The 26,378-nt window shown below is 64.1% G+C and carries 26 protein-coding genes, 2 pseudogenes and 1 riboswitch; of the genes and pseudogenes, 16 read left to right on the top strand and 12 right to left on the bottom strand.

Features of this window, described 5'->3' with window-relative positions:
• The first annotated feature begins 85 nt into the window (after window positions 1–85).
• Window positions 86–733: a DNA oxidative demethylase AlkB gene (gene alkB / locus AC5O5I_RS12735; RefSeq protein ID WP_172231159.1), complete on the top strand. Its 648-nt coding sequence runs from the start codon at window positions 86–88 to the stop codon at window positions 731–733.
• 159 nt (window positions 734–892) lie between these two features.
• Complete coding sequence (locus AC5O5I_RS12730) at window positions 893–1,180, top strand: hypothetical protein (protein ID WP_172231156.1); 288 nt, start codon at window positions 893–895, stop codon at window positions 1,178–1,180.
• 63 nt (window positions 1,181–1,243) lie between these two features.
• On the opposite strand, the gene AC5O5I_RS12725 is transcribed toward AC5O5I_RS12730, so the two are convergent.
• The 5 genes from AC5O5I_RS12725 to AC5O5I_RS12705 form a co-directional block, all read right to left on the bottom strand.
• Window positions 1,244–1,504 (bottom strand): DUF1652 domain-containing protein, encoded by a 261-nt coding sequence (locus AC5O5I_RS12725; protein ID WP_172231153.1) that lies wholly within the window; start codon window positions 1,502–1,504, stop codon window positions 1,244–1,246.
• 186 nt (window positions 1,505–1,690) lie between these two features.
• A complete protein-coding gene (locus AC5O5I_RS12720) occupies window positions 1,691–2,620 on the bottom strand; it encodes a DNA-3-methyladenine glycosylase family protein (protein WP_494512670.1) in 930 nt (309 codons plus the stop codon).
• Window positions 2,621–2,693: 73 nt separating this feature from the next.
• Window positions 2,694–3,581, bottom strand: coding sequence for a pirin family protein (locus tag AC5O5I_RS12715; protein ID WP_494512669.1), 888 nt, complete (start codon window positions 3,579–3,581; stop codon window positions 2,694–2,696).
• Between the two features lie 96 nt (window positions 3,582–3,677).
• A complete protein-coding gene (locus tag AC5O5I_RS12710) occupies window positions 3,678–4,550 on the bottom strand; it encodes an alpha/beta fold hydrolase (RefSeq protein WP_494512668.1) in 873 nt (290 codons plus the stop codon).
• Window positions 4,551–4,570: 20 nt separating this feature from the next.
• Window positions 4,571–5,191, bottom strand: a complete 621-nt coding sequence (locus AC5O5I_RS12705; RefSeq protein ID WP_172225813.1) for a LysE family translocator — start codon at window positions 5,189–5,191, stop codon at window positions 4,571–4,573.
• Window positions 5,192–5,322: 131 nt separating this feature from the next.
• On the opposite strand from AC5O5I_RS12705, the gene AC5O5I_RS12700 reads away from it, so the two are divergent.
• From AC5O5I_RS12700 to AC5O5I_RS12665, 8 genes are all read left to right on the top strand, one after another.
• On the top strand, window positions 5,323–5,802 hold the full coding sequence (locus AC5O5I_RS12700; protein ID WP_172225811.1) for a GNAT family N-acetyltransferase: 480 nt from the start codon (window positions 5,323–5,325) through the stop codon (window positions 5,800–5,802).
• An 81-nt stretch (window positions 5,803–5,883) separates the two neighbouring features.
• A riboswitch (cobalamin riboswitch) is annotated at window positions 5,884–6,105 on the top strand.
• Between the two features lie 92 nt (window positions 6,106–6,197).
• Window positions 6,198–6,386, top strand: coding sequence for a CbtB domain-containing protein (locus tag AC5O5I_RS12695; RefSeq protein WP_172225808.1), 189 nt, complete (start codon window positions 6,198–6,200; stop codon window positions 6,384–6,386).
• 9 nt (window positions 6,387–6,395) lie between these two features.
• Window positions 6,396–7,082: a CbtA family protein gene (locus AC5O5I_RS12690; RefSeq protein WP_172286810.1), complete on the top strand. Its 687-nt coding sequence runs from the start codon at window positions 6,396–6,398 to the stop codon at window positions 7,080–7,082.
• Window positions 7,082–7,468, top strand: a complete 387-nt coding sequence (locus tag AC5O5I_RS12685; protein ID WP_172286809.1) for a cobalamin biosynthesis protein — start codon at window positions 7,082–7,084, stop codon at window positions 7,466–7,468. Before AC5O5I_RS12690 ends, AC5O5I_RS12685 begins: the two co-directional genes overlap by 1 nt.
• 33 nt (window positions 7,469–7,501) lie before the next feature.
• The gene (gene cobM, locus AC5O5I_RS12680) at window positions 7,502–8,254 is read left to right on the top strand and encodes a precorrin-4 C(11)-methyltransferase (RefSeq protein ID WP_172286808.1); all 753 of its coding nucleotides are present in this window, start codon (window positions 7,502–7,504) and stop codon (window positions 8,252–8,254) included.
• Window positions 8,255–8,320: 66 nt separating this feature from the next.
• Window positions 8,321–8,563, top strand: coding sequence for a DUF1272 domain-containing protein (locus AC5O5I_RS12675; protein ID WP_172225796.1), 243 nt, complete (start codon window positions 8,321–8,323; stop codon window positions 8,561–8,563).
• A gap of 218 nt (window positions 8,564–8,781) precedes the next feature.
• Entirely contained in the window at window positions 8,782–9,396 is a 615-nt protein-coding gene (locus AC5O5I_RS12670; RefSeq protein ID WP_172225793.1) for a response regulator transcription factor, read from the top strand.
• A gap of 13 nt (window positions 9,397–9,409) precedes the next feature.
• Window positions 9,410–12,682, top strand: coding sequence for a transporter substrate-binding domain-containing protein (locus tag AC5O5I_RS12665; RefSeq protein ID WP_494512667.1), 3,273 nt, complete (start codon window positions 9,410–9,412; stop codon window positions 12,680–12,682).
• Here AC5O5I_RS12665 and AC5O5I_RS12660 read toward each other — a convergent pair.
• The 3 genes and pseudogenes from AC5O5I_RS12660 to gnuR all read right to left on the bottom strand — a co-directional run.
• Window positions 12,657–13,088: pseudogene (locus tag AC5O5I_RS12660) on the bottom strand (methyl-accepting chemotaxis protein); the annotation flags it as partial. The gene AC5O5I_RS12665 and the pseudogene AC5O5I_RS12660 overlap by 26 nt on opposite strands.
• A gap of 105 nt (window positions 13,089–13,193) precedes the next feature.
• A pseudogene (locus AC5O5I_RS12655) lies at window positions 13,194–13,976 on the bottom strand (PAS domain-containing protein); the annotation flags it as partial.
• A 118-nt stretch (window positions 13,977–14,094) separates the two neighbouring features.
• Window positions 14,095–15,114: a transcriptional regulator GnuR gene (gene gnuR / locus AC5O5I_RS12650; protein ID WP_172225784.1), complete on the bottom strand. Its 1,020-nt coding sequence runs from the start codon at window positions 15,112–15,114 to the stop codon at window positions 14,095–14,097.
• A 207-nt stretch (window positions 15,115–15,321) separates the two neighbouring features.
• Here gnuR and AC5O5I_RS12645 point away from each other — a divergent pair, with 207 nt between their 5' ends.
• The 3 genes from AC5O5I_RS12645 (at window position 15,322) to AC5O5I_RS12635 (ending at window position 17,703) form a co-directional block, all read left to right on the top strand.
• Complete coding sequence (locus AC5O5I_RS12645; protein WP_172225781.1) at window positions 15,322–15,861, top strand: gluconokinase; 540 nt, start codon at window positions 15,322–15,324, stop codon at window positions 15,859–15,861.
• Between the two features lie 111 nt (window positions 15,862–15,972).
• Window positions 15,973–17,325, top strand: a complete 1,353-nt coding sequence (locus AC5O5I_RS12640; RefSeq protein WP_172225778.1) for a GntP family permease — start codon at window positions 15,973–15,975, stop codon at window positions 17,323–17,325.
• Window positions 17,326–17,409: 84 nt separating this feature from the next.
• Complete coding sequence (locus AC5O5I_RS12635) at window positions 17,410–17,703, top strand: hypothetical protein (RefSeq protein WP_172225775.1); 294 nt, start codon at window positions 17,410–17,412, stop codon at window positions 17,701–17,703.
• A 104-nt stretch (window positions 17,704–17,807) separates the two neighbouring features.
• Here the strand turns inward: AC5O5I_RS12635 and AC5O5I_RS12630 are convergent, their stop codons facing one another.
• The 4 genes from AC5O5I_RS12630 to AC5O5I_RS12615 all read right to left on the bottom strand — a co-directional run bounded on the left by AC5O5I_RS12630 (window position 17,808) and on the right by AC5O5I_RS12615 (window position 23,168).
• Window positions 17,808–19,235, bottom strand: coding sequence for a sigma-54-dependent transcriptional regulator (locus AC5O5I_RS12630; protein ID WP_172225772.1), 1,428 nt, complete (start codon window positions 19,233–19,235; stop codon window positions 17,808–17,810).
• Window positions 19,204–20,697, bottom strand: coding sequence for a sensor histidine kinase (locus AC5O5I_RS12625; protein ID WP_494512666.1), 1,494 nt, complete (start codon window positions 20,695–20,697; stop codon window positions 19,204–19,206). The genes AC5O5I_RS12630 and AC5O5I_RS12625 overlap by 32 nt, the downstream gene beginning before the upstream one ends.
• A 298-nt stretch (window positions 20,698–20,995) precedes the next feature.
• On the bottom strand, window positions 20,996–22,456 hold the full coding sequence (locus AC5O5I_RS12620; protein WP_172230159.1) for a sensor histidine kinase: 1,461 nt from the start codon (window positions 22,454–22,456) through the stop codon (window positions 20,996–20,998).
• 118 nt (window positions 22,457–22,574) lie between these two features.
• Window positions 22,575–23,168: a transglycosylase SLT domain-containing protein gene (locus AC5O5I_RS12615; RefSeq protein WP_494512665.1), complete on the bottom strand. Its 594-nt coding sequence runs from the start codon at window positions 23,166–23,168 to the stop codon at window positions 22,575–22,577.
• Between the two features lie 185 nt (window positions 23,169–23,353).
• Between AC5O5I_RS12615 and gspG the strand changes: the two genes are divergently transcribed.
• The 3 genes from gspG (at window position 23,354) to mexE (ending at window position 26,368) form a co-directional block, all read left to right on the top strand.
• Window positions 23,354–23,779 carry a type II secretion system major pseudopilin GspG gene (gene gspG, locus AC5O5I_RS12610; protein WP_014861762.1) on the top strand — a complete coding sequence of 142 codons (426 nt, stop codon included), beginning with the start codon at window positions 23,354–23,356 and terminating at the stop codon, window positions 23,777–23,779.
• 11 nt (window positions 23,780–23,790) lie between these two features.
• Window positions 23,791–24,981: a type II secretion system F family protein gene (locus AC5O5I_RS12605; protein ID WP_172230153.1), complete on the top strand. Its 1,191-nt coding sequence runs from the start codon at window positions 23,791–23,793 to the stop codon at window positions 24,979–24,981.
• Window positions 24,982–25,126: 145 nt separating this feature from the next.
• The gene (mexE, locus tag AC5O5I_RS12600) at window positions 25,127–26,368 is read left to right on the top strand and encodes a multidrug efflux RND transporter periplasmic adaptor subunit MexE (RefSeq protein ID WP_494512664.1); all 1,242 of its coding nucleotides are present in this window, start codon (window positions 25,127–25,129) and stop codon (window positions 26,366–26,368) included.
• The last annotated feature ends 10 nt before the right edge of the window (window positions 26,369–26,378 follow it).

The following is a 26,378-nucleotide window of genomic DNA, read 5'->3' as shown; positions in this document are numbered from 1 at the left end:
GAACCTGCGGGAGCGGGTTCACCCGCGAGTAGGCCAGACCTGCCAAGCACATTACAATGGTCAAAACCTGACCTGACCCTCCCCCATGATCCAGTCCGACCTCGATCTGTTCGGCCCCCAGCCGCAACGCCTGGCCAGCCACACCGTGCTGCTACCCGGCTTTGCCCTGGCCGAAATGGAGCCACTGCTCGACGCCCTGCGCCCGGTGCTGCGTGCCGCGCCGTTCCGGCACATGACCACCCCCGGCGGCCTGCGCATGGCGGTGGGCCTGACCAACTGTGGTGCCCTGGGTTGGGTGAGTGATGAACACGGCTACCGCTACAGCCGTTGCGACCCGCTCAGCGGCGAGCCTTGGCCCGCGCTGCCTGCGCTGCTGCTGAACCTCGCAACCCGCGCCGCAGCCATGGCCGGCTTTGACGGTTTTGTGCCCGATGCCTGCCTGGTCAACCACTACCTGCCCGGCACCCGCCTGAGCCTGCACCAGGATCGCGACGAGCAGGACTTCGCCCAGCCCATCGTGTCGGTATCGCTGGGCTTGCCGGCGGTGTTCCTGTTTGGTGGCCTGCAGCGTGCCGACAAGACCCGGCGCATCCCGCTGAACCACGGCGATGTGCTGGTCTGGGGTGGCGAAGACCGTTTGCGGTTCCATGGCGTGCTGCCGATCAAGCCCGGCGTGCACCCGCGTCTGGGTGAACGGCGTATCAACCTGACGTTGCGCAAGGCCGGTGGCTGAAGCTGGCAGGCAACCCACCGTTCAGCACCCGTGGCTGAAACACGTTGAACATCTTCGCCAGGCAGGCTTCAAATACCTTGTCGCGCCTTAGCTTTGCCTGGAGCTTGCCATGCCTAACCCGCCTTACCCTTCACACCTTCAATACGGAGTGCCGCGCCCATGAAAATGCCCGGCCGTTCGCCCAACGCCTCGCTGCAACTCGATTACGTGCGCGACACCCTGTTTGGCCCTGTGGCCCAGAGCGTGGAGTGCGAATGCCAGATGGCCGACCTGACCCTCAAAGGGCGGCCGGGGTTGCGCCTGCATATCTGCCCGCCGCTGCCCGACAAGGTCGAGCGGGCTCACAGCGTGGCTTTCGTCTGGGACGGGCGCAGCTATCGGGGAGTGGTGCGCGACAAGGGTAAATGCGGAGACGGCGGCATGAACCTGCTGCTGGAGTTGCTATAGGTTCAGTCTGAGGCGGGGCCAGATGTCCCCGGCCAGCCTGGACTGGCCGGGGCACAGGCTCCCTCAGGCAATGGCCTTGAGGGGGACCGGGTGGCTCGCGCGTAACGCGTGGAGCTGCGCCACCAGCGTGACCAGGTCCCGGCAACTGTTCAGGTTGTGCAGCGGGACCCCGCTCAGGGTCACGCCTGCTTCGAGACTCTGGCCCTGACCCAGGCGGATAGTCAGGTTGGCGCCATCCGGGCAACTGACTTCACAACGGTCGGGCAGGCAGGCCTGCTCGATCATTTGCCGCATCTCTAGCATCGAAACTCCAATCAACGACATGGTACGACCCTCTCTGTGGGATGGCCTGTTGTGTTTGAGTACACCTTTGTCAGGCAGGGCGCCAATTGATATTGCGCATGCCCGGGCAGGCGTCCATGCGCCGGGGCAATGATCTTTCGGGGGAATCATCTAGCACCTTAGTGGAAGATCCGCAGACACTGGGGGTGTTCGATCGCAATCGCGCACTTAACGACGAGCGGTCTCGCCTGTGGCCAACGACGCCCACAGATGCTGGGCTGCATAGGCTCGCCAAGGTCGCCATGCCAATGCCCGATCAGCCAATTGCGCATCAGCCCCCTCCAGCAAGCGCAACGCCTTGACCAGGGCCACATCGCCCAGCGGCATCGCGTCGGCAGCGCCGGCCTGGCGCAGGGCGAGGTACTGCGCACTCCATGGGCCGATGCCTTTGAGCTTGCAGAGGTTACCCAGCACCACATCCAGCACTTGCCCTGTGCGCAACAGGCCCGGTTCGGCGAGCAAGGCATTGGCCAGCGTGCCCAGGGTGGCGGCCCTTGCCTTGGGCATGCCCAGGTTCTCGAACCGGGCAGCCGCCAGCACTGACAAAGCAGGGAAAACGTGGCTCAACCCCGGCGCCGAGAGACGCAGCGGGACACCGTGGCGTTGCACCAGCCGGCCGGCCAGGGTCATGGCGCCGGCGACGCTGATCTGCTGCCCGAGTACCGTGCGCATCGCCTGCTCGCAAGCGTCCCAGCCTTGCGGTACACGCAGGCCTGGACGCTGTTGCAGCAGCCGGGCCATCAGTGGGTCACGAGATAGCTCGGCAGCGATGCGCACAGGGTCGGCGTCAAGGTTGAATACCCGGCGAAGCCTGGCGATCAGGCCGGGTAGCGCAGCGCAGGGCACCCCTTCAAGGCGGACCTGCAGGCGTTGGTCAGGTAAAGGGGTGGCGTGCATCACGGCGTGTTGACCGGCAATCACCAACGAGCGGCTGTAGGTGCCGTCGAGGCAGGTTTCGATGCCAGGGATACAGCGGGCGGCGAGGAATGCCACGGTCGAAGCCCAGTGGTAGGGGGCACGGTAGCGCAGCCACAGTATGTGGTGGTGTGGGGTAGGAAATGATCGGCGCACGGCGTGCAGGCGGGTGAGCTTGGGCATGGCTGCATCATGCCAGCAAACCGGTAGCCTGTACCGGGCTTGTCGCCGGTACGGGCTATTCAATCCGCCATGATCAATGCGCAGCGCCGTCCCGCGCATCCTGCATTTGCCCAAACCTTCCGGCATGGAAATCGTCGAACGACTCGGCAATCTCGGCCTGGCTGTTCATCACGAACGGGCCGTAGCCGACGATTGGCTCATCGATCGGTTCCCCGCTGAGCAGCAGCACACTGGCACCTTCCGGCGCCTCGAGGGTAATGTCCTCGCCAGCCGGGTCAAGCAGCACCAGGCTGGAGGGGCCGGCCTCGCGCTCGCCGTTGACCCGCACGATCCCGCGCAACACCACCAACGCCGCGTTGCGCCCTGCGGCCACCGGCAGCTGCAAGGCTGCACCAGTAGTCAGGCGCAGGTCCCACACATCCATTGCAGTAAAAGTCCGCGCCGGGCCTTGGTGCCCAAGGTAGTTACCGGCAATGACCCGCAAGCTACCGCCCTCGCCGTCCAGTGCAACCACCGGGATGTCGTTGGCCAGCAGCGTCTGATACCCGGCCGCTGCCCGCTTGTCCCGCGCCGGCAGGTTGACCCACAGCTGTACCATTTCCAGCGTGCCGCCGCTGCGGGCGAAGGCTGGGGAGTGGAACTCTTCATGGATGATGCCATTGGCGGCGGTCATCCACTGCACATCCCCAGGGCCGATCAGACCGCCAGCGCCGGTGGAGTCACGGTGCTCCAGCTCGCCCTGGTAGACGATGGTCACAGTCTCAAAGCCGCGGTGCGGGTGCTGGCCGACACCCCGTCGTGCAGCAGTCGGGGTGAAATCATGGGGGCCGGCATAGTCAAGCAGCAGGAACGGGCTGATCTGGCTGGCCAGGTTGTCGTAGGTGAACAGGCTGCGCACCGGAAAACCATCCCCCACCCAATGAGCGTGCGGGTTGCGGTGGATGCCCAGAATCTTTTTCATGAGAAGGCTCCTCTCTTGGCTGGGATAACCTTATCAATGATGTCAATCGGGCGGTAGTCAGCTGTTTTGGCATGCATCGTTCCATGGATGGAACAATCAGCCCTGCAAGAAATCGAGCACCTGATCAGCTGCCTTGCCAGGGTCCTCCTGCATGAAACAATGCCCGCCCGCTACCTGTTGCGCAGTCACATTCGGGTTGAGCGCCGCCAGCCGACTTACCGAGTGTGGCACGAAGGGATAGGTGTGCTCGCCATACAACACCTGCGTAGGGGTGCTGATCGCAGCAAGGCTTGCCCACATGCGCCTGGGGAACGAGCTGAATATTTCCACCTCACGGCTGGGCCGGCATTTGAGGACCACCGCTTCGCCGCAATCACCGATGGCATGTTCGACATAGGCCTGCAGCGCCGCATCTGCCCAGCCCTTGAAGATGCCACGGCCTTGCAGTGAAGCGAGCGCCGCTTCGCGATCAGGCCAGTGGCTGCGCCGGCTCGCGGCCTTGCGCGCCAGGGCGTGGCGCTGGTGCAGGCCAACCAGGGCCGCCGCGCCCATCACGCCAAGCATGCGCCGGCTGAACAGCACCGGGTCAAGCAACACGGCACGTGCAAACAGCTGCGGCTCACTGGCCAGCATCAGCCCGGTGAGCACGCCGCCAAAGCTGTGCCCGACGGCAAAGCGCGGCACTTCGCCGTACTCGCCACGCCCGGCCTGAAATGCCTCCACGGCCAACGCGGCGGTACGGTTCCAGCCGCGAAACGCCCCGCCATGGTCACTGTCACCGTGCCCCTGGACATCGCACAGCCACAGGTCGAAATGCTCGCCCAGGCGCATCAGCAAAGGCTGATAGGCCAGGCAGCAGAAGCCGTTACCGTGCAAGAAATGCAGCAGCGGCTTGCCGCTGGCCGCGGTGCGCCAGCCACGCAGGGTGAAGCCTTCGGCACATTCGTGGGACCAGGGGATCAACTGCATGGGCTTGGGCAACTCGCGGGCTAGGAAAACGCCGATTCTACAAACAGAAGCGGGTACAGTGAAATCACCAGCAACAGGGCCATCAGGACATTGAACAGCATCAGCCAACGCGGGTTCTGCAGCAGGTTGCGCAGCGCGCTGCCAAACATCACCCACACGCCCACGCTGGGCAGGTTGACCAGGGCGAACAAGGCGGCGATGACGATCACGTTGGTCACATAGCCTTGCGCCGGTGTATAGGTTGTAATCGCCCCCACCGCCATCACCCAGGCCTTTGGATTGACCCACTGGAACGCCGCTGCGCCCCAGAAGCCCATGGGTTTGCGAGCACCGGACGAAGCCGTGCCGACTGGCCCGGAAGTGGCGATTTTCCAGGCCAGGTACAGCAGGTAGGCCGCCCCGGTGTAGCGCAGCACTGTGTACAGCGGCGGCCAGGCCTTGAACACCTCGCCCAGGCCCAGACCAACGGCCAGCACCATGACCATGAAACCGACGCTGATGCCCACAGCGTGAGGAATCGAGCGGCGCACGCCGAAGTTCACCCCCGAGGCCAGCAACATGGTGTTGTTGGGGCCGGGCGTGATGGAGGACACGAAGGCAAACAGCACGAAGGCGGTCAGCAGGTCGGCAGAGGCGAGCATAGGGGCGGTCCACTTTCTTTATAGGTGCTGTCACACTAACGGAGTCGCCCTCCCCTGCGACCAGTACAGTTCCATTAAATTATGTAGATACACCTCACTGTATTGCTACCCGAATCAAGGAAGCCGTCAACATGAGCGTTACCATTCGCCCTGCCGTTCGCACCGATGCGCAACAGATTCTGGCCTTCATTACCGAACTGGCCGAGTATGAGCGTGCCCGTCACGAAGTGATCGCCAGCGTCGCCGACATCGAGCACAGCCTGTTCGACGAGGGCAGCACGGTGCATGGCCTGATGTGCGAACGCGATGGCCAGGCAATCGGCTTCGCCGTGTATTTCTACAGCTACTCGACCTGGCTCGGGCGCAACGGCATCTACCTGGAAGACTTGTATATCACGCCCGAGCAGCGCGGCGATGGCGCGGGGCGGCAAGTGCTGCAGCACATTGCGCGCGAAGCGGTAGCGAACAACTGCGGGCGGCTGGAGTGGAGCGTGCTGGACTGGAACGAGCCGGCGATCGGCTTTTACCAGAAGCTGGGGGCCGAGGCGCAGGACGAGTGGGTGCGCTATCGCCTGGACGGGGAGAAGCTGGCGGCGTTTGCTCGCGGTTGATGGGGCGGGAGAGCCGCTGTTAGGGGGGGCATCAGGGCCCAGCTCATATCCCGCAATTGACGCCACGCCCGCCCCATGCTCTCCTTATGCCTGCGTTCAGGTGCCCCTTCTGGGGTGAAACGGGAAACCGGTGCGTCGCGGCCCTTCAGCAGGGTCGGACTAGCCCGGTGCTGCCCCCGCAACGGTAAGCGAGCGAAGCGTCTGTACCACTGTGCCCGTAGTTCGGCATGGGAAGGTGACGCTTTTCAGGAGCCCTGCTCTTCCTCGCAAGCCCGGAGACCGGCCTGGCGTTCATGAACACCCCGCGGTGGGCGGGCGCTGTCGCATTCCCTGGGCAATCACGCTCGGGGCTGCCGCGCTTGTCCGTTGCCCACAAAAAAGCAGAGGAACGCGTCATGCCCGTCACCAGCGCCAAGCCACACAGCCTTGCCACCCCCACCACGCTAAGCCAACGCGTCGTCATCGCCGTCGGCGCCAGCCTGCTCGGCCTGTGCCTGGTCTACTTCGCCGGTTTTTCGCACATCGAGGCCGTGCACAACGCTGCCCACGATACCCGCCACAGCGCCGCCTTCCCCTGCCACTGAGTACGCCCGATGATCACGCGCATTGCCCGTACTGCGGGCTTCAGCGGGCTGCTTGCGGCCTTGTTGCTGACCTTGTTGCAAAGCTTCTGGGTGGCCCCGTTGATTCTTCAGGCGGAAACCTACGAGTCTTCGGCCCCGGCCGCACACCACGAACATGGCAGCGAAGTCGCTGCCCATGAGCACAGCGCCGAAGCCTGGTCGCCGGAAGACGGCTGGCAGCGCGTGCTGTCTACGACCGGTGGCAACCTGGTGGTGGCGGTCGGCTTCGCCCTGATCCTGGCCGCGCTCTACAGCCTGCGCGCTCCGAAGCGCGCCAGCACGGGGGCTTTGTGGGGGCTGGCGGGCTTCGCCGTGTTCTGCCTCGCGCCAACCCTGGGCCTGCCCCCAGAACTGCCAGGTACGGCTGCGGCCGACCTTGGGCAACGTCAGGCCTGGTGGATTGGCACCGCCAGCGCCACCGCCCTGGGCCTGGCCTTGCTGGCGTTTGCCCGCCACGGGCTGCTGAAAGCGCTGGGCGCCGTGCTGCTGGTGGTGCCGCATGTAATTGGCGCGCCGCAACCGGAGGTGCACGAAAGCCTGGCTCCCGAAGCACTGGAAGCCCAGTTCAAGCTGGCCTCCTGGCTGACCAACGCCGCCTTCTGGCTGGCCCTGGGCCTGCTAAGCGCCTGGCTGTTCCGCCGCTCAAGCCAGGCCTGATGCCAGTTTTTTACGCCGGTTTTGGCTGCCGCCGGGGCTGCCCGGTGGATACGCTGCTCAGCCTTCTGCGCCAGGCCCTGGATAATCAGGGCCTGGCGCTGGCCGACCTGCACGGTATCGCCAGCATCAGCCTGAAGGCCAACGAACCGGGGTTACAGCAACTGGCCGAACACCTCGGTTTGCCTTTGGTGCTGTACCATGGCGCGCAACTGCAACCCTACTCCAACCTGCTCAGCCACCGTTCTGCTGTGGCCCATGCCCACACGGGTTGCTGGGGGGTGGCCGAGAGCGCGGCGTTGGCCCTGGCAAGCCAGGGGCTCGGCACAGCGCGGTTGCTGCTCACACGCCAGGTGATGGGCCCGGCAACCCTCGCGCTGGCCTGCTGAACGCTGCACCCTCATTTATTGCAAGGACTTTCCATGACGGTCTACTTCATCGGCGCCGGCCCCGGCGACCCGGAACTGATCACGGTCAAGGGGCAACGGCTGATTCGTCAGTGCCCGGTGATCATCTACGCCGGCTCGCTGGTGCCTGCTGCCGTGCTCGAAGGCCACCGGGCCGAAACCGTGATCAACAGTGCCGAGCTGCACCTGGAGCAGATCATCGCCGCCATGCGCACGGCGCACCAGCAAGGCCAGGACGTCGCCCGCGTGCATAGCGGGGACCCCAGCCTGTACGGCGCCATCGGCGAGCAGATCCGCCACCTGCAGGCGCTGGGTATCGATTACCAGATCATCCCCGGTGTCACCGCCACGGCCGCCAGCGCCGCCCTGCTCGGCTGCGAGCTGACCCTGCCGCAGGTGGCACAGACGGTGATCCTGACCCGCTATGGCGACAGCTCGCCGATGCCACCCGGCGAGCAGCTGGCGGACCTGGCGCGCCATGGCAGCACGCTTGCGATTCACCTGGGGGTCAAGCACCTCTCGCGGATCGTCGACGAACTGCTGCCACACTATGGCGCAGACTGCCCGGTGGCGGTCGTGCACCGCGCCACATGGCCAGACCAGGACTGGGTTCGTGGCAGCCTTGGCGACATCGCCGAACGTGTCGCCGCCAAGGACTTCCGCCGCACCGCACTGATTCTGGTGGGGCATGTGCTGGGCAACACTCCGTTCGCCGATTCGGCCTTGTACCGCGCAGGGCACGCCCACTTGTATCGCCCTGGCGACTGAGCATTGCCAGGCTCACCACAGGCGTAGCAGACTCCGGGTTCCCGCTTGCGAACCGGAGTCAAGCTCATGCTGGATCTACGCCCCAACTGCGAATGCTGCGATATCGACCTGCCTGGCGACAGCCCTGACGCGCTGATCTGTTCCTTTGAATGCACCTTCTGCCGCACCTGCGTCGAAACCCGCTTGCAGGGCTATTGCCCGAACTGCAAAGGCCAGCTGGTGACCCGTCCGACGCGGGTCGGCCAGGCCTTGGCCAACAACCCCGCCTCGCCCTTGCGCGTGAATAAAACACACCTCGCCTGCAATTGACCGACCAGAAAATCGACACTCCGCCTTGTTAGCGGTGATGTCTTTCCATTATTTGTAGGAATTTTCAACAAGGCACCCGAGGATTATCAACACTTCTATACTCGGCATTACCAAACTTCAGGATTGGTCGTATCTTGCAGCGCTTCCGATTAACCCGCTTGCAGACGTATTCCTGAGTGATCCAGGAAGGCGGACCACATCCTGACAGGAGTTTTCTCATGACAACCGTGCTGATCGTCGATGACCACCCGATCGTCCGGGTCGCTTTGCGCACTATCCTCGAGCGCGAGCGCTTCCATGTTGTCGGCGAAGTGGGCGACGGCCGGATCGTGGCGCAGGTGGCCCGCGAGCTGCGCCCGGACGTTGTAATTCTGGACATCGGGCTACCCGGGCTGGACGGCATGGAAGTGATCAAACGCCTGCAGTGCCTGGAGGCAGTGCCGAAAATCATGGTCCTGACCGGTCAGGCCACCGATCTGTACGTACGCCGCTGTCTGGATGCCGGCATCGGCGCCTTCGTCACCAAGGATGAAGATACCGATCCGTTGGTGTTTGCCCTCAAGGCCCTGATCAAGGGCTATTCGACCTTCCCGCAGATGTCGGTCAACAGCAACTCGCTGGAGAGCGAACCCGTGCGCCTGGAAAGCCTCTCCAACCGTGAAATGGAAGTGCTGCGGCGCCTGGCGCGCGGTGAAAACAACAAGAACATCGGGCACTGCATGAACCTCAGCGCCAAGACCATCAGTACCTACCGAGGCCGTATCATGGAAAAGCTCAGGACCGAGTCGCTGGTTGAAATGGTCGACCTGGCCAGACGCAACGACGTCAACTGAGCGCTTGGCCACCATGAAACGTCTGCTGGCCAGTGCCGTTATCGCCATTGGCCTTTCGGCCTCGGCAAGTCTGCTTGCCGACAGCGAACCCCGACAGCTGCTGGCGCGTTCCGTCAGCGCTGCCACCCCGCTGCAACTGCCCAGCGACGACCGTGACTGGCTCGCGCGACGACAGCGGCTGGTGCTGGGTAGCTCCCGGCCTGACTATCCACCGTTCGAAATCAACGTCAGCCAGCGTGACTACGAAGGGCTGAGCGCCGATTACGCCGGCATCATCGCCGAGCAACTGGGTATTGCGATCGAAGTGCGCCGGTACGACAGCCGCCATGAAGCCATCGCGGCCCTGCGCGAGGGCCGGATCGACCTGCTGGGCAGCTCCAACGCATTCGAGGCGGCGGACGCCGAGCTCAACCTCAGTACCCCCTATGCCGATGATCTGCCTGTCGTTGTCACCCGCAAAGGCAGTGACCTGAAGAATGCGCGTGACCTTGCCGGCATGCGCCTGGCCATGGTCGACCATTACCTGCCGGCCAGCGCCGTGCACGCCCTGTATCCCAAGGCCCAGCTAAGCCTGTATCGCTCAACCCTGGCCGGCCTTGCCGCTGTCGAGCTCGGCGAGGCCGACGCCTACCTGGGCGATGCGATCAGCACCGATTTCACCATGGGCAAGAGCTACCAGAACACGCTGAAGATCGACCACTTCAGCCAGGTTGCCCCTGGCGAGTTCGCCTTTGCCTTGGCCAGCGACAACCCGCGCTTGCACCGACTGGTCGATCAGGCGTTGGCCCGCATCAGCGAAAGCGAACGCCTGAACATCCTGCGCCGCTGGAGCAGCGGCAACACCAGCCTGCTGCTTCAGCGCCACCTGTCAGTGCTGAGCGCAGAGGAGCAAGCCTGGATAGCCAGCAATCCGACCGTCAACGTGCTGGTCAATACCGGCCTGGCACCCCTCACATTCAACGATGCCCAGCACCGTCCCAGCGGCATCACCATCGACCTGCTCAAGCAGATCTCCCTGCGAACGGGGCTGCATTTCAAACCGCTGGAGAGCTCCTCGGCGCAGGAAATGGTCGAACGTCTGGCCCGCGGTGAGGCGCAGATGATCGGTGCCCTGGGTTATGGCGCAGACCGTTCGAAGCAGATGCGCTATACCCGCCCCTACCTGGTCAGCCCAAGGGTGCTGGTCACCCGCAACGATGGCTCCGCACCGGCGCAGGCCAGGGCACTGGACGGTCAGCGCATCGCCCTTGTGCGCGGCTCCCCGCAACGGGCGGCGCTGGAGGGACGCTTCGCCCAGGCCAAGGTGGTCGAGGTGGACAACCCGCTAGGCCTGATGGAAGCGGTGGCCAACGGGACTGCCGACGTTGCCCTGAGCAGCCATATCAATGCCGCCTACTACATCAGCCACGTGTTCAAGGACCGCCTGCGCATCGCCAGCGTGCTGGATGACGACGCGGCCGTGGCCGCCTTCGCCGTGGCCCCGGACCAGCCTCAGCTGCAAGCCATTCTCGACAAGGCACTGCTGAGCATTCCCCCCGATGAACTGAACCAGCTGATCAACCGCTGGCGGATCAGCACGCTGGTCAGTGACAGCGCCTGGCGAGATTACCGCACCCTGACCTTGCAGGTGCTGGTGTTGTCCGGCCTGCTGCTGGCAGGGGTGGTGTTCTGGAACAGCTACCTGCGCAAGCTGATCAACCAGCGCACCGAGGCAAAACACGCGTTGCAGGACCAGTTGGCGCTGAGCCGCGGGCTGCTCGAACAGCTGCGTCAGGCCAAGGACGACGCCGAACAGGCCAGCCAGACCAAAAGCACCTTCCTGGCGACCATGAGCCATGAAATCCGAACCCCCATGAATGCCGTGATCGGCCTGCTGGAGCTCGCCCTGGAGGACAGCCGCAGCGGCCGGTGCGACACCCAGACTTTGCAGACCGCCCACGACTCTGCGATCGGCCTGCTCGAGCTGATTGGCGATATCCTGGACATTTCCCGTATCGAATCCGGGCATATCACCCTGCAACCAGTGCCCACCAACCTGGTCGAGCTGCTGCGGGCCACCCTGCGCGTGTTCGAAGGCAATGCCCGGGCCAAGGGCTTGCACCTGCACGGTGAGCTACCCGCTGCGCCGGTCTGGGTGCTGGCTGATCCGCTGCGGCTCAAGCAAGTGCTGTCCAACCTGATCAGCAACGCCATCAAGTTCACCGACCGCGGTGAGGTCCAGGCCAGCCTGTTGCTGCCAACGGTCGCCGGCCACAGCATGCTGGCGGTCGAACTGAACGTTCGCGACACCGGCATAGGCATCAGCCCTGCCGACCAGGCCCGACTGTTCAGTGCCTTCGTCCAGGTCGACGGCCCGCGCGCACGTCAGGGTGCGGGCCTGGGGTTGGTCATCAGCCGCACACTGGCCGAATTGATGGGCGGCACCTTGAGCTTGCAGAGCGTCGAAGGGGTCGGCACCCGTGTGCAAGTCAACTTGCAGCTGCCCACCTGCGCAGCACCCGTGCAAGCTGAACAGGAAGTGCCGGCCCCTGAAAGCAGCAGCGGGCCGCTGAATATTCTGGTGGTCGACGACTACCCCGCCAACCTGCTGCTGCTGGAGCGCCAACTGCACACCATGGGGCATCGTGTGACCTTGGCGCAGAATGGCGAAATCGCCCTGGCCCACTGGCAGGACGGATGCTTCGATTTGGTGATCACCGATTGCAGCATGCCGGTCATGGACGGCCACGCGCTTACCCGGCGTATCCGTAGCCTGGAGGCCGACCTTGGCCTGCCGGCGTGCCGGATTCTCGGGGTAACGGCCAATGCCCAGGCCGAGGAGCGTACCCGCTGCCTGGCCAGCGGCATGGACGAATGCCTGTTCAAGCCAATTGGCCTGCGCACCCTCAAGGCGCACCTGACGCAGGCACGCCCTCGGCAACAGCCCCTTAAAGCAGCCCATGGCGGGTTCGACCTGGCCGAGCTGCGCCACTTGACCCAGAACGATGAGCAGTTGACCCGGCATTTGCTTGAGCAGCTGTCACAAAGCGTCGACGAAGACCTGGCCGCCCTGCGCGCGCTGTCCCCAGACGCCCCGGATGAGGACGTGCGTGCCTTGGCTCATCGCATCAAGGGCGGGGCCAGGATGATCAGGGTACGCACCGTGGCCAACGACTGTGAAGCCATCGAACACGCCCACGCGCAGGGGTTGCCCACGGTTGAGCAGCGCGCACAACTTCAAGCCAGCCTGCAGGCGCTGCTTGAAGAGATGCGCGAAGCCCTCAGTGCAATTGCAGCGTCGAACTGATCTGGCTGATGGCATCGACCACATGCCGTGAGCCTTGCTGGATTTCCATGATCACCGTGCCGGCCTCATTGGCCAGCGCGACGCCGTGACAGGTGCGGTTCAGGCTTGACTGCATGCTGGCTACCGCCAACAGCGACAGGTCGTGGTTCTGTCGCACCACATCGACGATTTCCAGGGTCGCCTTGCTGGTCCGCGCCGCCAGGTTGCGCACCTCGTCAGCCACCACGGCAAAACCGCGCCCATGATCACCGGCGCGGGCTGCCTCGATGGCCGCATTCAAGGCCAGCAGATTGGTCTGGTCAGCAATGCCACGGATGGTCAGCACGATCTGCCCGATCACATCCGACTGCTTGCTCACGGCATCGATGCTACGCGCCGCGTCGTTCAATTCGTGGGAAATCTGCTCGATCACCTGCACCGTCTGCTGCACCACCTCGGTGCCCTTGCGCGCGCAGGCGTCGGTCTGCACTGAACTGGCATGTGCCGCATCGGCGGCGCTCTGCTGGGTGCTGACCTGGCGAGTGATGTCGCTGGCGAACTTGACCACCTTGTACAAGCGGCCCTTGCTGTCGAAAATCGGGTTGTAAGAAGCTTCCAGGTAAACCGTCTGGCCTTGCTTGTTGACACGCTCGAAGCGGTGCGAGTGGTATTCGCCACGGTTGAGCGAAGCCCAGAACTCACGGTACTGGGCCGACTCGCGCTCATGCGCCAGGCAGAACAGCCCGTGGTGGCGGCCGACCACTTCATCGTGGCGGTAGCCCATGGTGTCGAGGAAGTTCTGGTTGGCCTTGATCACTCGGCCTTGCGGGGTGAACTCGATCACCGCCATGGAGCGGCCGATGGCTTTGAGCAGGCTTTCGCTTTCGTGCTCCAGCACTACCCGCTGGCTGATGTCGGACGCCACCTTGATCACGCTGCTGACCTGGCGCTGTGCATCCAGCACCGGCATGTAGCTGGCTTCAAGCCACACCTCGCGGCCCGCCTTGTCGACGCGCTCGAAGGTGCCGCTGATGGCCTTGCCCTGCCCCAGTTCCCGCCACAGTTGCTGGTACTCGGCGCTTTTTGCGTAGCCCGGCTCACAGAACAGTCGGTGGTGCTTGCCCCGCAATTCTTCGGCGCTGTAGCCCATGGCTTGGCAGAAACGCTCGTTGGCATCAAGGATGGTGCCGTCGGGGGCGAACTCGATCATCGCCATGGAGCGGCTGATGGCTGCGAGCTTGGCCTGCGCATTGGCCAAGGCCTGCTGGCTACGCTGGATCTCGACCAGGTCGGACTTGCGGTGGAAATCGAACATGACGCCGGGCTCCTTTATGCGCGGTGTCCTGAGCATAGATCGCCGTTAGCGCAGTGCAAGCAATGTGCTATCACTTTGTAATTAATACATTTTAATGACTACACACGCTCCAGGAGGCTCAGGAGCTCTCCCGCACCATCAACTCGAAGCCCAGGTCCTGCTGCGCGTTCGGCACCCGCTTGCCATCGAGCAAGGCCAGCAGCGCCTGCGCCGCGCCCCGGCCCACGGCAGCCCGCGGTGTGCGAATCGAGGTGAGCCGCGGAACCATGTGCGCTGACGCCGGCAGGTCGTTGAAACCGACCATTGCCACCTGCCGCGGCACCTCCACCCCTTGGCGCAACGCCTGCAGCACCGCACCCTGGGCCAGGTCGTCGTTGCAGAAGAAGATGCCGTCGACATCCGGCGCCTGCTGCAGCAACTGGCTGAACAACACGCTGCCCAAGGCAATGGATGAAGGCTCCGGCGCCAGCACTTCCAACTCGGCCGCCTGCAGCCCGGCTTCGGCGAGCGCCTGGCGGAACCCGTCGGCACGCTGCATCACCCGCGGGTCGAGCTGCGCCGCAATGAACGCCAGGCGCTTGCGCCCACGCTCGATCAGGTGCCGGGCGGCAGCGCGCCCGGCCTCTTGCTGGGAGAAGCCGACCGACAACGCCCCGGCTTCGCCGTTGAGTTCCATCATGTGCACGCAGGGCACGCCACTGGCGGCCAGCATCTGCCGCGACGCGTCGCTGCGCTCGAACCCGGTCAGCAGCATGCCGCAGGGCTGGTACGCCAGGTAATTGCGGATCAGGTTCTCTTCTTCGGCAACGTCATAGTGATAGTTGCCGATCAGCACCTCGAGCCCACGCGGGCGCATGACTTCGTGAATGGCCTCGAGGGTATCGATGAACAGCTGGTTGGACAGCGACGGGATCAACACCACCACCGAATGGCTACGCGCCGAGGCCAGGGCCCTGGCCGCCGGGTTGGCCACATAGCCCAGGCTCGCCGCTGCGGCGGCGACCTTTTCCACCAGCTCCGGCGCAACCGTGCTGACCCCGCGCAAGGCGCGAGAGGCGGTAATCGGGGAAACCCCGGAAAGCCTGGCAACTTCGGCCAGGGTGGGACGACCTGTAGTACGGGAGCCGGTTCGGGACATGGATGTTGTAATTTTACTACTTGCAAGGATGGGGAACGGCCACTAAGGTAGCGCTGTCTCAGGACGCAGGCAATGTAATCTTTGGTAGCAGCCACCGCGCGCTTGCCGCCAGGCGTCCATACTGCGTAAGGACAAGACCAATAACACCGGGGAGGTGGCTGTTCGTCGGCGACGAGACAGCGCTATCTCACCCCGCAGGAGGTACTGATGAATTCTCCCCTGTCCGCCATCGTGGTGATGGGCGTGGCCGGTTGCGGCAAAAGCTGCATCGGCGCTGCCATCGCTGCCAGAAGCGGCGGTCGCCTGATCGAAGGCGACGCTTTTCACCCTGCCGAAAACATCCGCAAGATGAGTGATGGCATCCCGCTGGACGATACCGACCGTGCCGGCTGGCTGGTCCGCCTTGGTGAAGAGTTGCAAGCCACCACACACGCCGGAGAGCGCCCGATCCTGACCTGCTCGGCACTCAAGCGCCGCTACCGCGACACCCTGCGCGATGCGATGCCGGGGCTGGTATTCGTGTTCCTCGAACTGTCGCCCGCCGAGGCTGAAAAACGCGTGCTGGCCCGCCCGGGGCATTTCATGCCGGCAAGTCTCATCGACAGCCAGTTCGCTGCTTTGGAATCGCCGCGCGGCGAGCCATTGACCTTGGCACTGGACGCCACGCAACCCATCGAAGTCCTGGCCGAAGCGGTAGACCGCTGGCTAAAGCGCTGCGGTGAGCCGGGCCTGGCGCAAACCGCCTGATCGCGGCGGTTTGCTTGGCTCACCAAAGACAGCGCTACCCCGACCCGCATATACACGCAAAGTTCAAAAAAGCTCCGCCAAAAACAACGATAAGACCGAGGCCTTCACACCATGTTCGGACTGGCTACTGACACCTTCCTGCTGCTCGACGCGTTGGTTACCATCATCGGGCTGATCCTGCTGATCACCCATTTCAAAGTGCACCCGTTCGTCGCCCTCACCCTGGCGGCCGGGTTTCTCGGCCTGACCTCCGGTATGCCGGTGGCCAAGGTGATGAAATCGTTCCAGGACGGTTTTGGCGGCGTGCTCGGCTTTGTCGGCATCGTGCTCGCACTGGGCACCATGCTCGGCAAGCTGATGGCCGACTCCGGCGGTGCCGACCAGATCGCGCAAACGCTCATACGTGCCTTCGGCAAGAAGAACGTGCACTGGGCCATGATGTTCGCAGCCTTTCTGGTTGGCATCCCGCTGTTCTTCGAAATCGGCTTCGTACTGCTGATTCCGCTGGTGTTCATCGTCGCCCGGCGCTCTGGCGTGTCGCTGGTCAAGATCGGCATTCCGCTGCTGGCCGGGCTGTCCGTCGTCCACGGCCTGGTGCCCCCGCACCCGGGCCCGCTGCTGGCAATCGGCATCTTCCACGCTGACATCGGCAAGACCATCTTCTATGGCCTGATCGTGGCCCTGCCCACCGCGATCATTGCCGGCCCGCTGTTCGGCAACTTCATTTCCCGCTACATCCCGGGCAACCCGTCGCAGGAATTGATGGACCAGATTGCCAAGGAGTCCGACCAGGGCAACCTGCCGAGCTTCAGCATTACCCTGATCACGGTGCTGCTGCCGGTGGCACTGATGCTGCTGAAAACCTTTGCCGATGTGGTGCTGCCCGCCGAGCACATCGTGCGCCAGTGGATGGACCTGATCGGCCACCCCATCACCGCCCTGCTCGCCGCCTTGCTGCTGGCCTTCTATACCTTCGGTTCGGCGCGCGGCTTCAACCGCCAGCAGATCATGAAGATGCTCGACCAGAGCCTGGCGCCGACCGCTGCCATCGTGCTGATCGTCGGGGCCGGCGGCGGCTTCAAGCAGATGCTGGTGGACACCGGTGTCGGCAACGTGATCGGGCAAATGGCGGTACAGGCGGAAATCTCGCCCATCATGCTGGCCTGGCTGGTGGCGGCGGTGATCCGTATCGCCACCGGTTCGGCGACGGTGGCAACCATTACCGGCGCCGGCATCGTTGCCCCGGTGATCGACCTGGTGCCTGGGGTCAACCGCGAACTGCTGGTGCTGGCCACCGGCGCCGGTTCGCTGATCCTGTCCCACGTCAACGACGCCGGCTTCTGGCTGGTGAAGCAGTACTTCAACATGACCGTCGCCGAAACCTTCAAGACCTGGAGCATGATGGAGACCATTCTTTCGGTGGTCGGCATCATCTTCATCATGTTGCTGTCGCAGGTGGTGTGACCGTTGATCGGGGTCATGGCACCTTGACGCTTCGGGTAGGGCCGAAGGGAAGTATGCGCCCTACCTGAAGCAAAGGAGCCTGCCATGAACCGCTCAAGCATTCTGTTGATAGCCCTGCTCGCCTCGCCGCTGGCGTTTGCCGTCGGCACCGGCCCCACCTACCCTGACGACCCGCATAATCCGGCACCGAAGCCGGGGGTGGACAGCACCCTCAACCCGATCGAGAAGCCGATGCCCAGGGATACCGACCCGCGCATCCAGGGCAACGACCCTGAAAGCCCGCCGGCCCGGCAGGATGACAACCGTGATTTGCCGGGGATGGATGGCAGTGGCTCGGAAGGGGCCGGGCGTCAGGGTGGGGCAGATAGTCAGCGTTAATCGCCGTGGGAGCAGGATTACGCCACGGGGATCGCACCTGTTAGCCCTGATGCGATCCCCAGCTCGCTGGCTGGCCGCCGATTGGGCTGCATAGCAGCCCTCTCTCACCACTGCCGCTTGTCAGGCCGGGTAAGCCCGAGTTTCTCGATCCGGTAACGCAACATGTCCCGCGACAGCCCAAGCATTCGCGCCGACTTGGTAACGTTCCAGTCCGTGCGGTCCAGGGTCTTGCACACCAGGTCGCGCTCCATGTCTGGCAGGCTTGTCCCAGGCTCCGGATCATGCCGCGGCATTTCGTACACCGTGGCAGTCGGCTGCGCCACCAGCGGCTCGTCGATCAAGGTCATGCACAGGTTCAACTGATGCGCCTGCACCACCTCGTTCGGGGCCAGCAGCACGGTTTGTTCCAGCATGTTGCGCAGCTCGCGCACATTGCCTGGCCAGGTGTAACTGAGCATCAGGCTTTCGGCCTCGGCAGAAAACCGCAGGTTCGGCTTACCATAACGCCGGCCGTGGTGAGCCAGGAAGTGCCGTGCCAGCATCAGCACGTCCTGCCCACGCGCATGCAAGCGCGGCACCTTCAAGGCAATGATGCGCAGGCGGAAGAACAGGTCGCGGCGGAACTTGCCCTGCTGCACCATCTGCTCCAGGTTGCAGTTGGTAGCGCTGATCACCCGCAGGTCGACCTTGCGCTCCTTCACCGCGCCGATCCGGCGAATGCTGCGGTCTTCCAGCAACTTGAGCAGCTTGGCCTGCAGCACCAGGTCCATCTCGCCGATCTCATCCAGGAACAGGGTGCCGCCGTCGGCCGCTTCCACCAGGCCGACCCGGCGCTCCTTGGCATCGGTGAATGCGCCCTTTTCATGGCCGAACAGCTCGGCCTCCAACAGGTTGGCGGGGATCGAGGCGCAGTTGAATTCGATGAACGGCCCTTTGCTGCGCGAGCCGTCAAAATGCAGGGCACGGGCCACCAGCTCCTTGCCCGTGCCGGTGTCGCCTTCGACCAGTACCGGTGGCAGGTCGTCGCTGGCCATGCGCCGCTCGGCATCCAGCACCTGGCGCAGGGTGTGCTTGAGGCTGAGCATGGCCGGCGACTCACCGATCAACGCCTGCAGCCCGGACTTCTGCGCCTCGCGCTCCTGGTAGAACGTCAGCGTGCGCTCCATGCGCTCGGCAGCCAGTGCCTTGTCCAGGGTCAGTTTGAGCTCGGCCAGCACCACCGGCTTGGTCAGGTAATGGAAGGCGCCCTCCTTCATGGCCTGCACGGCATCTTCGACGTTGCCGTAGCCCGTCATCATGATCACCTTCAGGTCCGGCGCCTGGGCCACCAGCGTGCGCAGCAGGTCGTGCCCGCTCATGCCGGGTAGCGAGTTGTCGGTGAGCACCGCGTCGGGCTGAGCCCGCTTGATCTGCTCCAGCGCAAGCTCCGCGCTATGGCACACTGTGACCTCGAAGCCCTTCAGGCTGAGGTAGGTACGAACGTTGTCGGCGAGGATTTCATCATCCTCGACTACCAGGATGCTGTGCTCCATGGTCCCCTCCCGCTGCGATATTGAATGTAAGGCTGACGCGGGTTCCTTCCTCTTCCCGGCTGCTCAGGCTGACCGAGCCGCCAAACCGCTCCATGATGCGTTTGACCAGGGCCAGGCCGACACCGAGCCCCCCCTGCTTGGTGGTGTAGAACGGTTTGAACACCATGCGTTCCTGCTGCTGGCTCATGCCTTTGCCGGTGTCGGTAAGCACGAACTCGGCACGCTGGCCTTCCTGCACATTGACCTGGGCGGTCAGCATGCCACCGGAGGGCATGGCCTCCAGGGCGTTGGAGAACAGGCTGTTGAGAATCTGGGTGAGCTGCAGCGGCTGGCTGGCGACCCACTGCACGTCAGGGCCTTCGAAGTGAAAGCGCACACCGTTGCGCTCGATCTGCTGGAAGAAGGCCACGTGGGTGTCCTCGATGGCAGCCACCAGGTCCACGGCCTCGGCCTCGTCGCTGGTCGGGCGCAACGACACCAGCAGGTCGCGTACCCAGCATGACATGCGGTCGACCTGGCTGATAATGTCGGTGATGTTCTTCTGCGCGGCAGGGTTGGCGATTTCCTGGGCCAGCTCTGCGCTGGAGCGGATGTTGGCCAGCGGGTTGCGCAGGCTGTGCGCCACTGCGGAGGACATTTCCCCCAGCGCCACGTAGGTTTCGCTGGCCACCAGCCGGTCCTGCTGCAAGCTCAGCATTTGCGCCGCCCTGCGCACGATCCAGAACAGCCCGAAGTAGATCAGTGCCCCGCCTACCAGTGTGGAGGCCCAGATCAGCACGTAGCCGCGCTGGATGCGGCGGATCAGGTCCTGCGGTTCCTTGTAGATTTCCACCATGGCCAATACCTGCTCGCCCTGGCTGTCGAACAGCGGGATGTAGTTCTCGATGAACAGGTATTGCGGCTCACTCTGGAACTTCTGCTCTTCGCGACCTTGCTCAGCCTTGTGGTAGCTGGCCGACACCGCCTTGCGCGAGCGGAAGGCGCGGTCCAGGTCGCCATCGGCTTCTATACGCTTGCCGATCAGCACCGGGTTGGTCGACCAGACAATGGTGCGATCGCGGGCATAGACGTTGGCCAGCAAGGTATCCGGCAGGTGCTCGACATGGTCGAGGAACTCGACCCGGGTCGACTCGGCCAGCGCCGGGCGGACCTGCAGGTGCTGCTGGTCCAGGCGCGGGTCGAGCAACTCACCCATGGTGGTGCCTGGCGGCAACTGCGAGTGGCGCACTTCGGCCTGGGCCATGGCCTGGATGAACTGGGCGGTGAGCATGGCATCGCGCTGTACGCTGTCGCGTACCACGAAGCGCGTCGAGACGTAACCCAGGCCACCCGCCACCGCAGTGATGATCAACAGGCTGATGACCGAAAACCAGCGCAACAGGTTGAATTCACGCAATGGCACGGCGAGACCGCTGGGGGTCGCACTGGCCTTGTCGGAAGCTTCGTTTTCCAGCATCTGCATCGCGTGGTTCCCGCGCAGGGCGTCCGTTCAGAAATGCATCAAGGCCAAATGGCAGTAGCCGTTTGAGAGCATCCCGCTTGGGCAGCCGCAGCTGCCATTCATCGCGTGTTGCGCTTGGTCAATCACGTAGCAAAAAATCAGCCAGCCCGATACTGAAAGACCAATAGGCATATTTTTCAGCCGGTTACCGCGTTTTATTAAAAATACTCGGAGGTCAATGCCCCACAATTGGGTACTTTTCACCCCAAAACCAGTAAAAGCATATATATCAACTAGTTAGCGAACATAGTTAATGCCTCTAGGTGCTTTTTGCCAAACGAAAGTTCAACGACACTCGCGTCCCGTGGCCTTCACTGCTACTGAGCCGTACCGTGCCGCCGAAGCGCTCCATGATGCGTTTGACCAGCACCAGACCCACGCCCAGACCACCCTGCTTGGTGGTGAAAAACGGCCGAAAGGCCATGCGCTGCTGCGCTTCGTTCATGCCTTTGCCATTGTCTGACAGGCGCAGGATCAGGCTGCTCCGGTCTTGGCGCACCACCTCGATACGCAGCCGCCCACCCTGCTCCATCGACTCCAGGGCATTGGCGATCAGGCTGCTGAAGATCTGCCGCAGTAACGCCGGGTGGCCCAGCACCTGCACCGCCGGTAACGGCTGCAGGTCCAGGCTCACGCCGCCGCGCGCCAACGGCACGGCGTAGGTCTGCAGGCTTTCCTGCAATGCCTGTGGCAAGTCCACTGCCACGGCTTCATCGTTGAGCGGGCGCAGCGACTGCAACATCTGGCGGATCCACTGCGACATGCGGTCGACCTGACTGATGATGTCGTTGACATTGCGTTGCGCCGGGCCTTCGTCGAACGCCTGGGCCAGTTCGGCACTGGAGCGGATGCTGGCCAGCGGGTTGCGCAGGCTGTGGGCCACCGCCGATGACACCTCGCCCAGCGCCACATAGGTTTCATTGTTGATCAGGCGCTTCTGCTGCACCGCCAGCAACCGCGCTGCGCGGTGCATGATGCCGTACAGGCCGATGTAGACCAGCGCCGCGCCGACGGTGATCGCCAGCCAGATCAGGATCAGGCCATGCTCGATGCGCACGATCAGGTCGTGGGGTTCCTTGTAGATCTCGACCATGGCCATAACGTGGTCGCCATCGGCGTCGAACAGCGGAATGTAGTTTTCGATGAACAACTGCTCGGGCGGCGTCACGAATTTCTGCTCGGCGCGGGCCTGCTCGAAGTTGTGGTAGCTGGCCGAGACCCGCATCTTGTATTCAAACGCCCGATCCAGGTCGTCGTCAGCGTCGATCAGCTTGCCGATCAGCGCCGGGTTGCTGGACCAGATCACCGTGCGGTCCGGGGCATAGATGTTGGCCAGCAGCATGTCCGGCAGGTGGGCGATGTGGTCGAGGAACTCGCCGCGGGCCTTGCGCCGGGCATCAGGGTCGACACCCGGCAGGGCCATGTGGTCGGTACGCGGGTCGAGCAGTTCGCCCATCGTGCGCACATTGGGGATCGACACGTGGCGCACTTCGGCGTCGGCGATGGAGGTGATGAATTGCGCGGTGAGCAAGGCGTCGCGCTCGACACTTTCGTCGATGATGAACCGGCTGGAAATCAGCCCCAGCCCGGCGGCTACCGAAAGAATGATGGCCAGGCTAACCCAGGCGTACCAGCGCAGCAGGTTGAACGGCTTGCGCGGGGCGGCCAGCTCGCTACCGGCAGGCACATCCATAGCGTCGGAACGAGGGGCGATGTCCATGGCGGACTCCACAGCTGGGCACCTTGAGAAGGTTATAGCCCAGAGTTGGGGGGACCATGGTATTAAATTAATGGCGCCCGCCGAAGGGTATTACCCAGGCTGTGCACTCACCGCTGGCTCAGAGCGGCGAATCATCTGCCAGGCCCTGCAGCTTGCGGTACTCCCTCAGCACAGTCGGTACATAGCGCCGGGTTTCGGCAAAAGGCGGTACAGCACCGCGCCGCAGCACGGCCTCCGGCCCGGCATTGTAGGCCGCCACGGCCAGGGTGATATCGTTGTCGAACAGCGTGAGCATGCGCTTGATGTATCGCGCACCGCCCTGCACGTTGTCTTCCGGGTCCAGCCGGTCCTCCACACCCATTTCGCGGGCAGTATCCGGCATCAGCTGCATCAACCCCACCGCACCGGCCCGCGAGCGGGCCTTGGGGTTGTAGCCCGATTCGGCCTTGATCAGCGCATGCAACAACGCCTGGGGTACGTTGTGGACCTTCGCCGCCGCCGCGACCACCTCGGCGTACGGCCGCCCGGTGATCATCTGTGCATTGGCCGGGCCGGCCAGCGCCAGCGGCTCGCTGATCACCTTTTCGTAGTGGCGCCCGGGTCGATGGACGTTGGTCAGTACGTAGCCGCCCTTGGCATCGATGGAAATATACACATCGGCCTGGGCAGCACCTGCCGTCAGCCAGATCAAACCAAGGATGAGTCCACGCATGTCGGTCGCCTCTTCGTCGTGGCCCCCGATGTGGGGGAAATGCCCCGGAAAACCCGAGGTCGATGACCACGACGCAAGCACTGTGCCGCTTCCTGTGCCGCATGGCGCAAGGCCCCGAGGCAGACGTGCACGGCTGTTGCATGGTGGCTGGAAACGCGTGTTCCCATGCAGTGGAGGGTTTCATCATGCAGCGCAGAACCAACCCGCAACGTGGCTTCACCCTGCTTGAACTCCTGGTGGTGCTGGTGGTGCTCGGCCTGTTGGCCGGCATCGTCGCGCCCAAGTACTTCAGCCAGCTCGGGCGCTCCGAGGCCAAGGTGGCGCGGGCGCAGATAGAGGGGTTGAGCAAGGCCCTGGACCTGTACCGCCTGGAGGTCGGCCACTACCCCAACAGTGAGCAAGGCCTGCAGGCCCTGGTGGTCGCCCCCAGTGGCGAGGCCCGCTGGACCGGCCCGTACCTGCAGAAGGCCGTGCCGCAGGACCCATGGGGCCGCGCGTACATCTACCGGCAACCCGGCGAGAACGGCGGCGAATACGACTTGCTGTCGATGGGCAAGGATGGCCAGCCCGGCGGCGACGGGGAAAACGCCGAAATCACCAGTTGGCAGTAAGGAGAGCGGCCATGCGCTACAGCCTCAAGGCCCTGGGCAGACAGGGCGTGGTGCAATTGCAGATCGACGCCGATGACGCCGACCAGGCCCGGCGCCAGGCCGAACAACAGGGCCTGCGTGTGCTCAGCCTGCGCGGCCAGGGCGGTGCCCTGCGCGGCATGGCCTGGCGCCGCGAGGCCGCGTTCGACCTGGTGCTGTTCAGCCAGGAGCTTTCTACCCTGCTCAACGCCGGCCTGCCGCTGATCGACGCACTGGAAAGCCTTGCAGAAAAGGCCCCCGCTGCCGCAGCGCGCAAAGTGCTGAGCGAGCTGGTACGCCAGCTGTACGAAGGCCGCTCGCTGTCCCAGGCATTGGGCCAGCAGCCACGGGTGTTCCCGCCACTGTACGTGGCGCTGGTGCAGTCCAGCGAACGCACCGGCGCGCTGGGCGATGCCCTCGCCCGCTACATCAGCTACCGCCAGCGCCTGGACCTGGTGCGGCAAAAGCTGGTGGGGGCCTCGGTGTACCCCATGCTGTTGTTGCTGGTGGGAGGTGGCGTGGTGCTGTTCCTGCTGGGCTACGTGGTGCCACGCTTCAGCCAGGTGTTCGAAGGCATGGGCACCGAATTGCCCTGGCTGTCACGGGTGCTGATGCAGATCGGCCTGTTCCTGCATGCCCAGCAACTGCCGCTGGCCCTGGGCACCGTCGGTGGGGTCACGGCGCTGTGGCTGTTGCGCCGCCACCCACGGGTGCGACGCTGGGCGTCCTGCCAGCTGCGGCGCCTGCCGGCACTGCACCAGCGCCTGATGATGTACGAGTTGGCGCGCTTCTATCGCTCGCTGGGGATCCTGCTGCAAGGCGGTATCCCCATCCTCACCGCCATGGGCATGGCCCGTGGCCTGCTCGGCAGCGCGGCGGCGCAGGGCCTGCAACAGGCCAGCCAGCGCGTGGGCGAAGGGCTGCCGCTGTCTGATGCACTTGAAGCCGGGCAACTGGTCACGCCGGTATCACTGCGGCTGCTGCGCGCAGGCGAGCAGTCTGGCAACCTGGGCGAGATGCTGGAGCGCTGCGCCGACTTCCATGACCAGGAAATCGGCCGCTGGGTGGAATGGTTCGTCAAACTGTTCGAGCCGCTGCTGATGACCTTCATCGGCCTGCTGATCGGCCTGATCGTGATCCTGATGTACATGCCGATCTTTGAGCTGGCGTCGAGCATTCACTGAATCGCCAGCCCCGACCATGCGTGGCGTCGGTGAATGATCCGCACCTATCATTCAGCGTGATATTAACCTTCGGCCCGTTCGATTCGTGCCTTGCGCGCAACACACTCACACTCCGCCCACTACTAATACATTGGCGGAGTTCTCCATGGAACAATCACTCAAACCCTTGCGCTTCCCCCTCGCTGCCCTGGCAGTGGTGGTGATCAGCGCTTGCGGTCGAACCCCCGACGCCGTGCAGGCTCCCGCCGCGCCAAAAGTCACCGTGGCCAAAGTGCTCGAACAACCGATCAACGAATGGGACGAGTTCACCGGCCGTCTCGAAGCCCCGGAAACCGTCGAAGTACGCCCACGGGTCTCCGGCCAGATCGATCAGGTAGCCTTCACCGAGGGCGCCCAGGTCAGGAAAGGCGACCTGCTGTTCCAGATCGACCCGCGCCCGTTCCAGGCCGAGGTGCGCCGCCTTGAAGCCCAGCTGCAACAGGCCAAGGCCACCGCCATCCGCAGCGCCAACGAAGCCCGCCGCGGCGAGCGCCTGCGTGACAGCAACGCCATTTCTGCCGAGCTGGCCGAATCGCGCAGCAGCGCCGCTGCCGAGGCCCGAGCCGGCGTCGATGCGATCCAGGCCCAGCTCGACCTGGCGCGCCTGAACCTCAGCTTCACCCGCATCACCGCGCCCATCAGTGGCCGCGTCAGCCGCGCCCAGTTCACCGCCGGCAACATTGTCAGCGCCGATGTCACCCCGCTGACCAGCGTGGTGTCCACCGACAAGGTCTACGCCTACTTCGACGCCGACGAGCGCGTGTACCTCAAGTACACCCAGCTGGCCCGTGAAGGCCAGCGTGGCCAGAGCACCCCGGTGTACCTGGGGCTGACCAACGAAACCGGCAACCCGCACCTGGGCCAGATGAACTTCGTCGACAACCAGGTCAACCCGCGCACCGGCACCATCCGTGGCCGCGCGGTGTTCGACAACCGCGACGGCCAGTTCACCCCGGGCCTGTATGCACGCCTGAAACTGGTGGGCAGCGCCCAATACGACGCCGTGCTGATCAACGACGAAGCCGTGGGCACCGACCTTGGCAAGAAGTTCGTGCTGGTCATGGACAAGGACAACAAGGCCGCCTACCGCGCCGTGGAGCTGGGGCCGAAGCTCGAAGGCCTGCGCATCGTGCGCAGCGGCCTTGGCAAGGATGACCGCATCGTGGTCAAGGGCCTGCAGCGCGTGCGCCCTGGCTCGGCAGTCACCCCGGAAGAAACCGCGATGGCCAGCGAACAGACCCTCGCCGCCCTCGCCCAGCAGCGCCAGGCGCTGGAGGCCAGCAACCCGGCGCCGAAAGTGGCGGGCAACACTGTAAAAGCCGCCAGCGCCCAAGCGCCACGCGGTTAAGGGACCACTC

It is taken from the genome of Pseudomonas sp. 9_2_1, from assembly GCF_059295275.1.
The sequence above is the reverse complement of the archived record's forward strand: the minus strand, read 5'-3'. Positions and strand labels throughout refer to the sequence as shown.

Excerpts from the sequence above, each read along its gene's own strand:
- alkB (WP_172231159.1), top strand. The coding sequence starts at position 86 with ATGATCCAGTCCGACCTCGATCTGTTCGGCCCCCAGCCGCAACGCCTG.
- AC5O5I_RS12730 (WP_172231156.1), top strand. The coding sequence starts at position 893 with ATGAAAATGCCCGGCCGTTCGCCCAACGCCTCGCTGCAACTCGATTAC.
- AC5O5I_RS12725 (WP_172231153.1), bottom strand. The coding sequence starts at position 1,504 with ATGTCGTTGATTGGAGTTTCGATGCTAGAGATGCGGCAAATGATCGAG.
- AC5O5I_RS12720 (WP_494512670.1), bottom strand. The coding sequence starts at position 2,620 with ATGCCCAAGCTCACCCGCCTGCACGCCGTGCGCCGATCATTTCCTACC.
- AC5O5I_RS12715 (WP_494512669.1), bottom strand. The coding sequence starts at position 3,581 with ATGAAAAAGATTCTGGGCATCCACCGCAACCCGCACGCTCATTGGGTG.
- AC5O5I_RS12710 (WP_494512668.1), bottom strand. The coding sequence starts at position 4,550 with ATGCAGTTGATCCCCTGGTCCCACGAATGTGCCGAAGGCTTCACCCTG.
- AC5O5I_RS12705 (WP_172225813.1), bottom strand. The coding sequence starts at position 5,191 with ATGCTCGCCTCTGCCGACCTGCTGACCGCCTTCGTGCTGTTTGCCTTC.
- AC5O5I_RS12700 (WP_172225811.1), top strand. The coding sequence starts at position 5,323 with ATGAGCGTTACCATTCGCCCTGCCGTTCGCACCGATGCGCAACAGATT.
- AC5O5I_RS12695 (WP_172225808.1), top strand. The coding sequence starts at position 6,198 with ATGCCCGTCACCAGCGCCAAGCCACACAGCCTTGCCACCCCCACCACG.
- AC5O5I_RS12690 (WP_172286810.1), top strand. The coding sequence starts at position 6,396 with ATGATCACGCGCATTGCCCGTACTGCGGGCTTCAGCGGGCTGCTTGCG.
- AC5O5I_RS12685 (WP_172286809.1), top strand. The coding sequence starts at position 7,082 with ATGCCAGTTTTTTACGCCGGTTTTGGCTGCCGCCGGGGCTGCCCGGTG.
- cobM (WP_172286808.1), top strand. The coding sequence starts at position 7,502 with ATGACGGTCTACTTCATCGGCGCCGGCCCCGGCGACCCGGAACTGATC.
- AC5O5I_RS12675 (WP_172225796.1), top strand. The coding sequence starts at position 8,321 with ATGCTGGATCTACGCCCCAACTGCGAATGCTGCGATATCGACCTGCCT.
- AC5O5I_RS12670 (WP_172225793.1), top strand. The coding sequence starts at position 8,782 with ATGACAACCGTGCTGATCGTCGATGACCACCCGATCGTCCGGGTCGCT.
- AC5O5I_RS12665 (WP_494512667.1), top strand. The coding sequence starts at position 9,410 with ATGAAACGTCTGCTGGCCAGTGCCGTTATCGCCATTGGCCTTTCGGCC.
- gnuR (WP_172225784.1), bottom strand. The coding sequence starts at position 15,114 with ATGTCCCGAACCGGCTCCCGTACTACAGGTCGTCCCACCCTGGCCGAA.
- AC5O5I_RS12645 (WP_172225781.1), top strand. The coding sequence starts at position 15,322 with ATGAATTCTCCCCTGTCCGCCATCGTGGTGATGGGCGTGGCCGGTTGC.
- AC5O5I_RS12640 (WP_172225778.1), top strand. The coding sequence starts at position 15,973 with ATGTTCGGACTGGCTACTGACACCTTCCTGCTGCTCGACGCGTTGGTT.
- AC5O5I_RS12635 (WP_172225775.1), top strand. The coding sequence starts at position 17,410 with ATGAACCGCTCAAGCATTCTGTTGATAGCCCTGCTCGCCTCGCCGCTG.
- AC5O5I_RS12630 (WP_172225772.1), bottom strand. The coding sequence starts at position 19,235 with ATGGAGCACAGCATCCTGGTAGTCGAGGATGATGAAATCCTCGCCGAC.
- AC5O5I_RS12625 (WP_494512666.1), bottom strand. The coding sequence starts at position 20,697 with ATGCAGATGCTGGAAAACGAAGCTTCCGACAAGGCCAGTGCGACCCCC.
- AC5O5I_RS12620 (WP_172230159.1), bottom strand. The coding sequence starts at position 22,456 with ATGGACATCGCCCCTCGTTCCGACGCTATGGATGTGCCTGCCGGTAGC.
- AC5O5I_RS12615 (WP_494512665.1), bottom strand. The coding sequence starts at position 23,168 with ATGCGTGGACTCATCCTTGGTTTGATCTGGCTGACGGCAGGTGCTGCC.
- gspG (WP_014861762.1), top strand. The coding sequence starts at position 23,354 with ATGCAGCGCAGAACCAACCCGCAACGTGGCTTCACCCTGCTTGAACTC.
- AC5O5I_RS12605 (WP_172230153.1), top strand. The coding sequence starts at position 23,791 with ATGCGCTACAGCCTCAAGGCCCTGGGCAGACAGGGCGTGGTGCAATTG.
- mexE (WP_494512664.1), top strand. The coding sequence starts at position 25,127 with ATGGAACAATCACTCAAACCCTTGCGCTTCCCCCTCGCTGCCCTGGCA.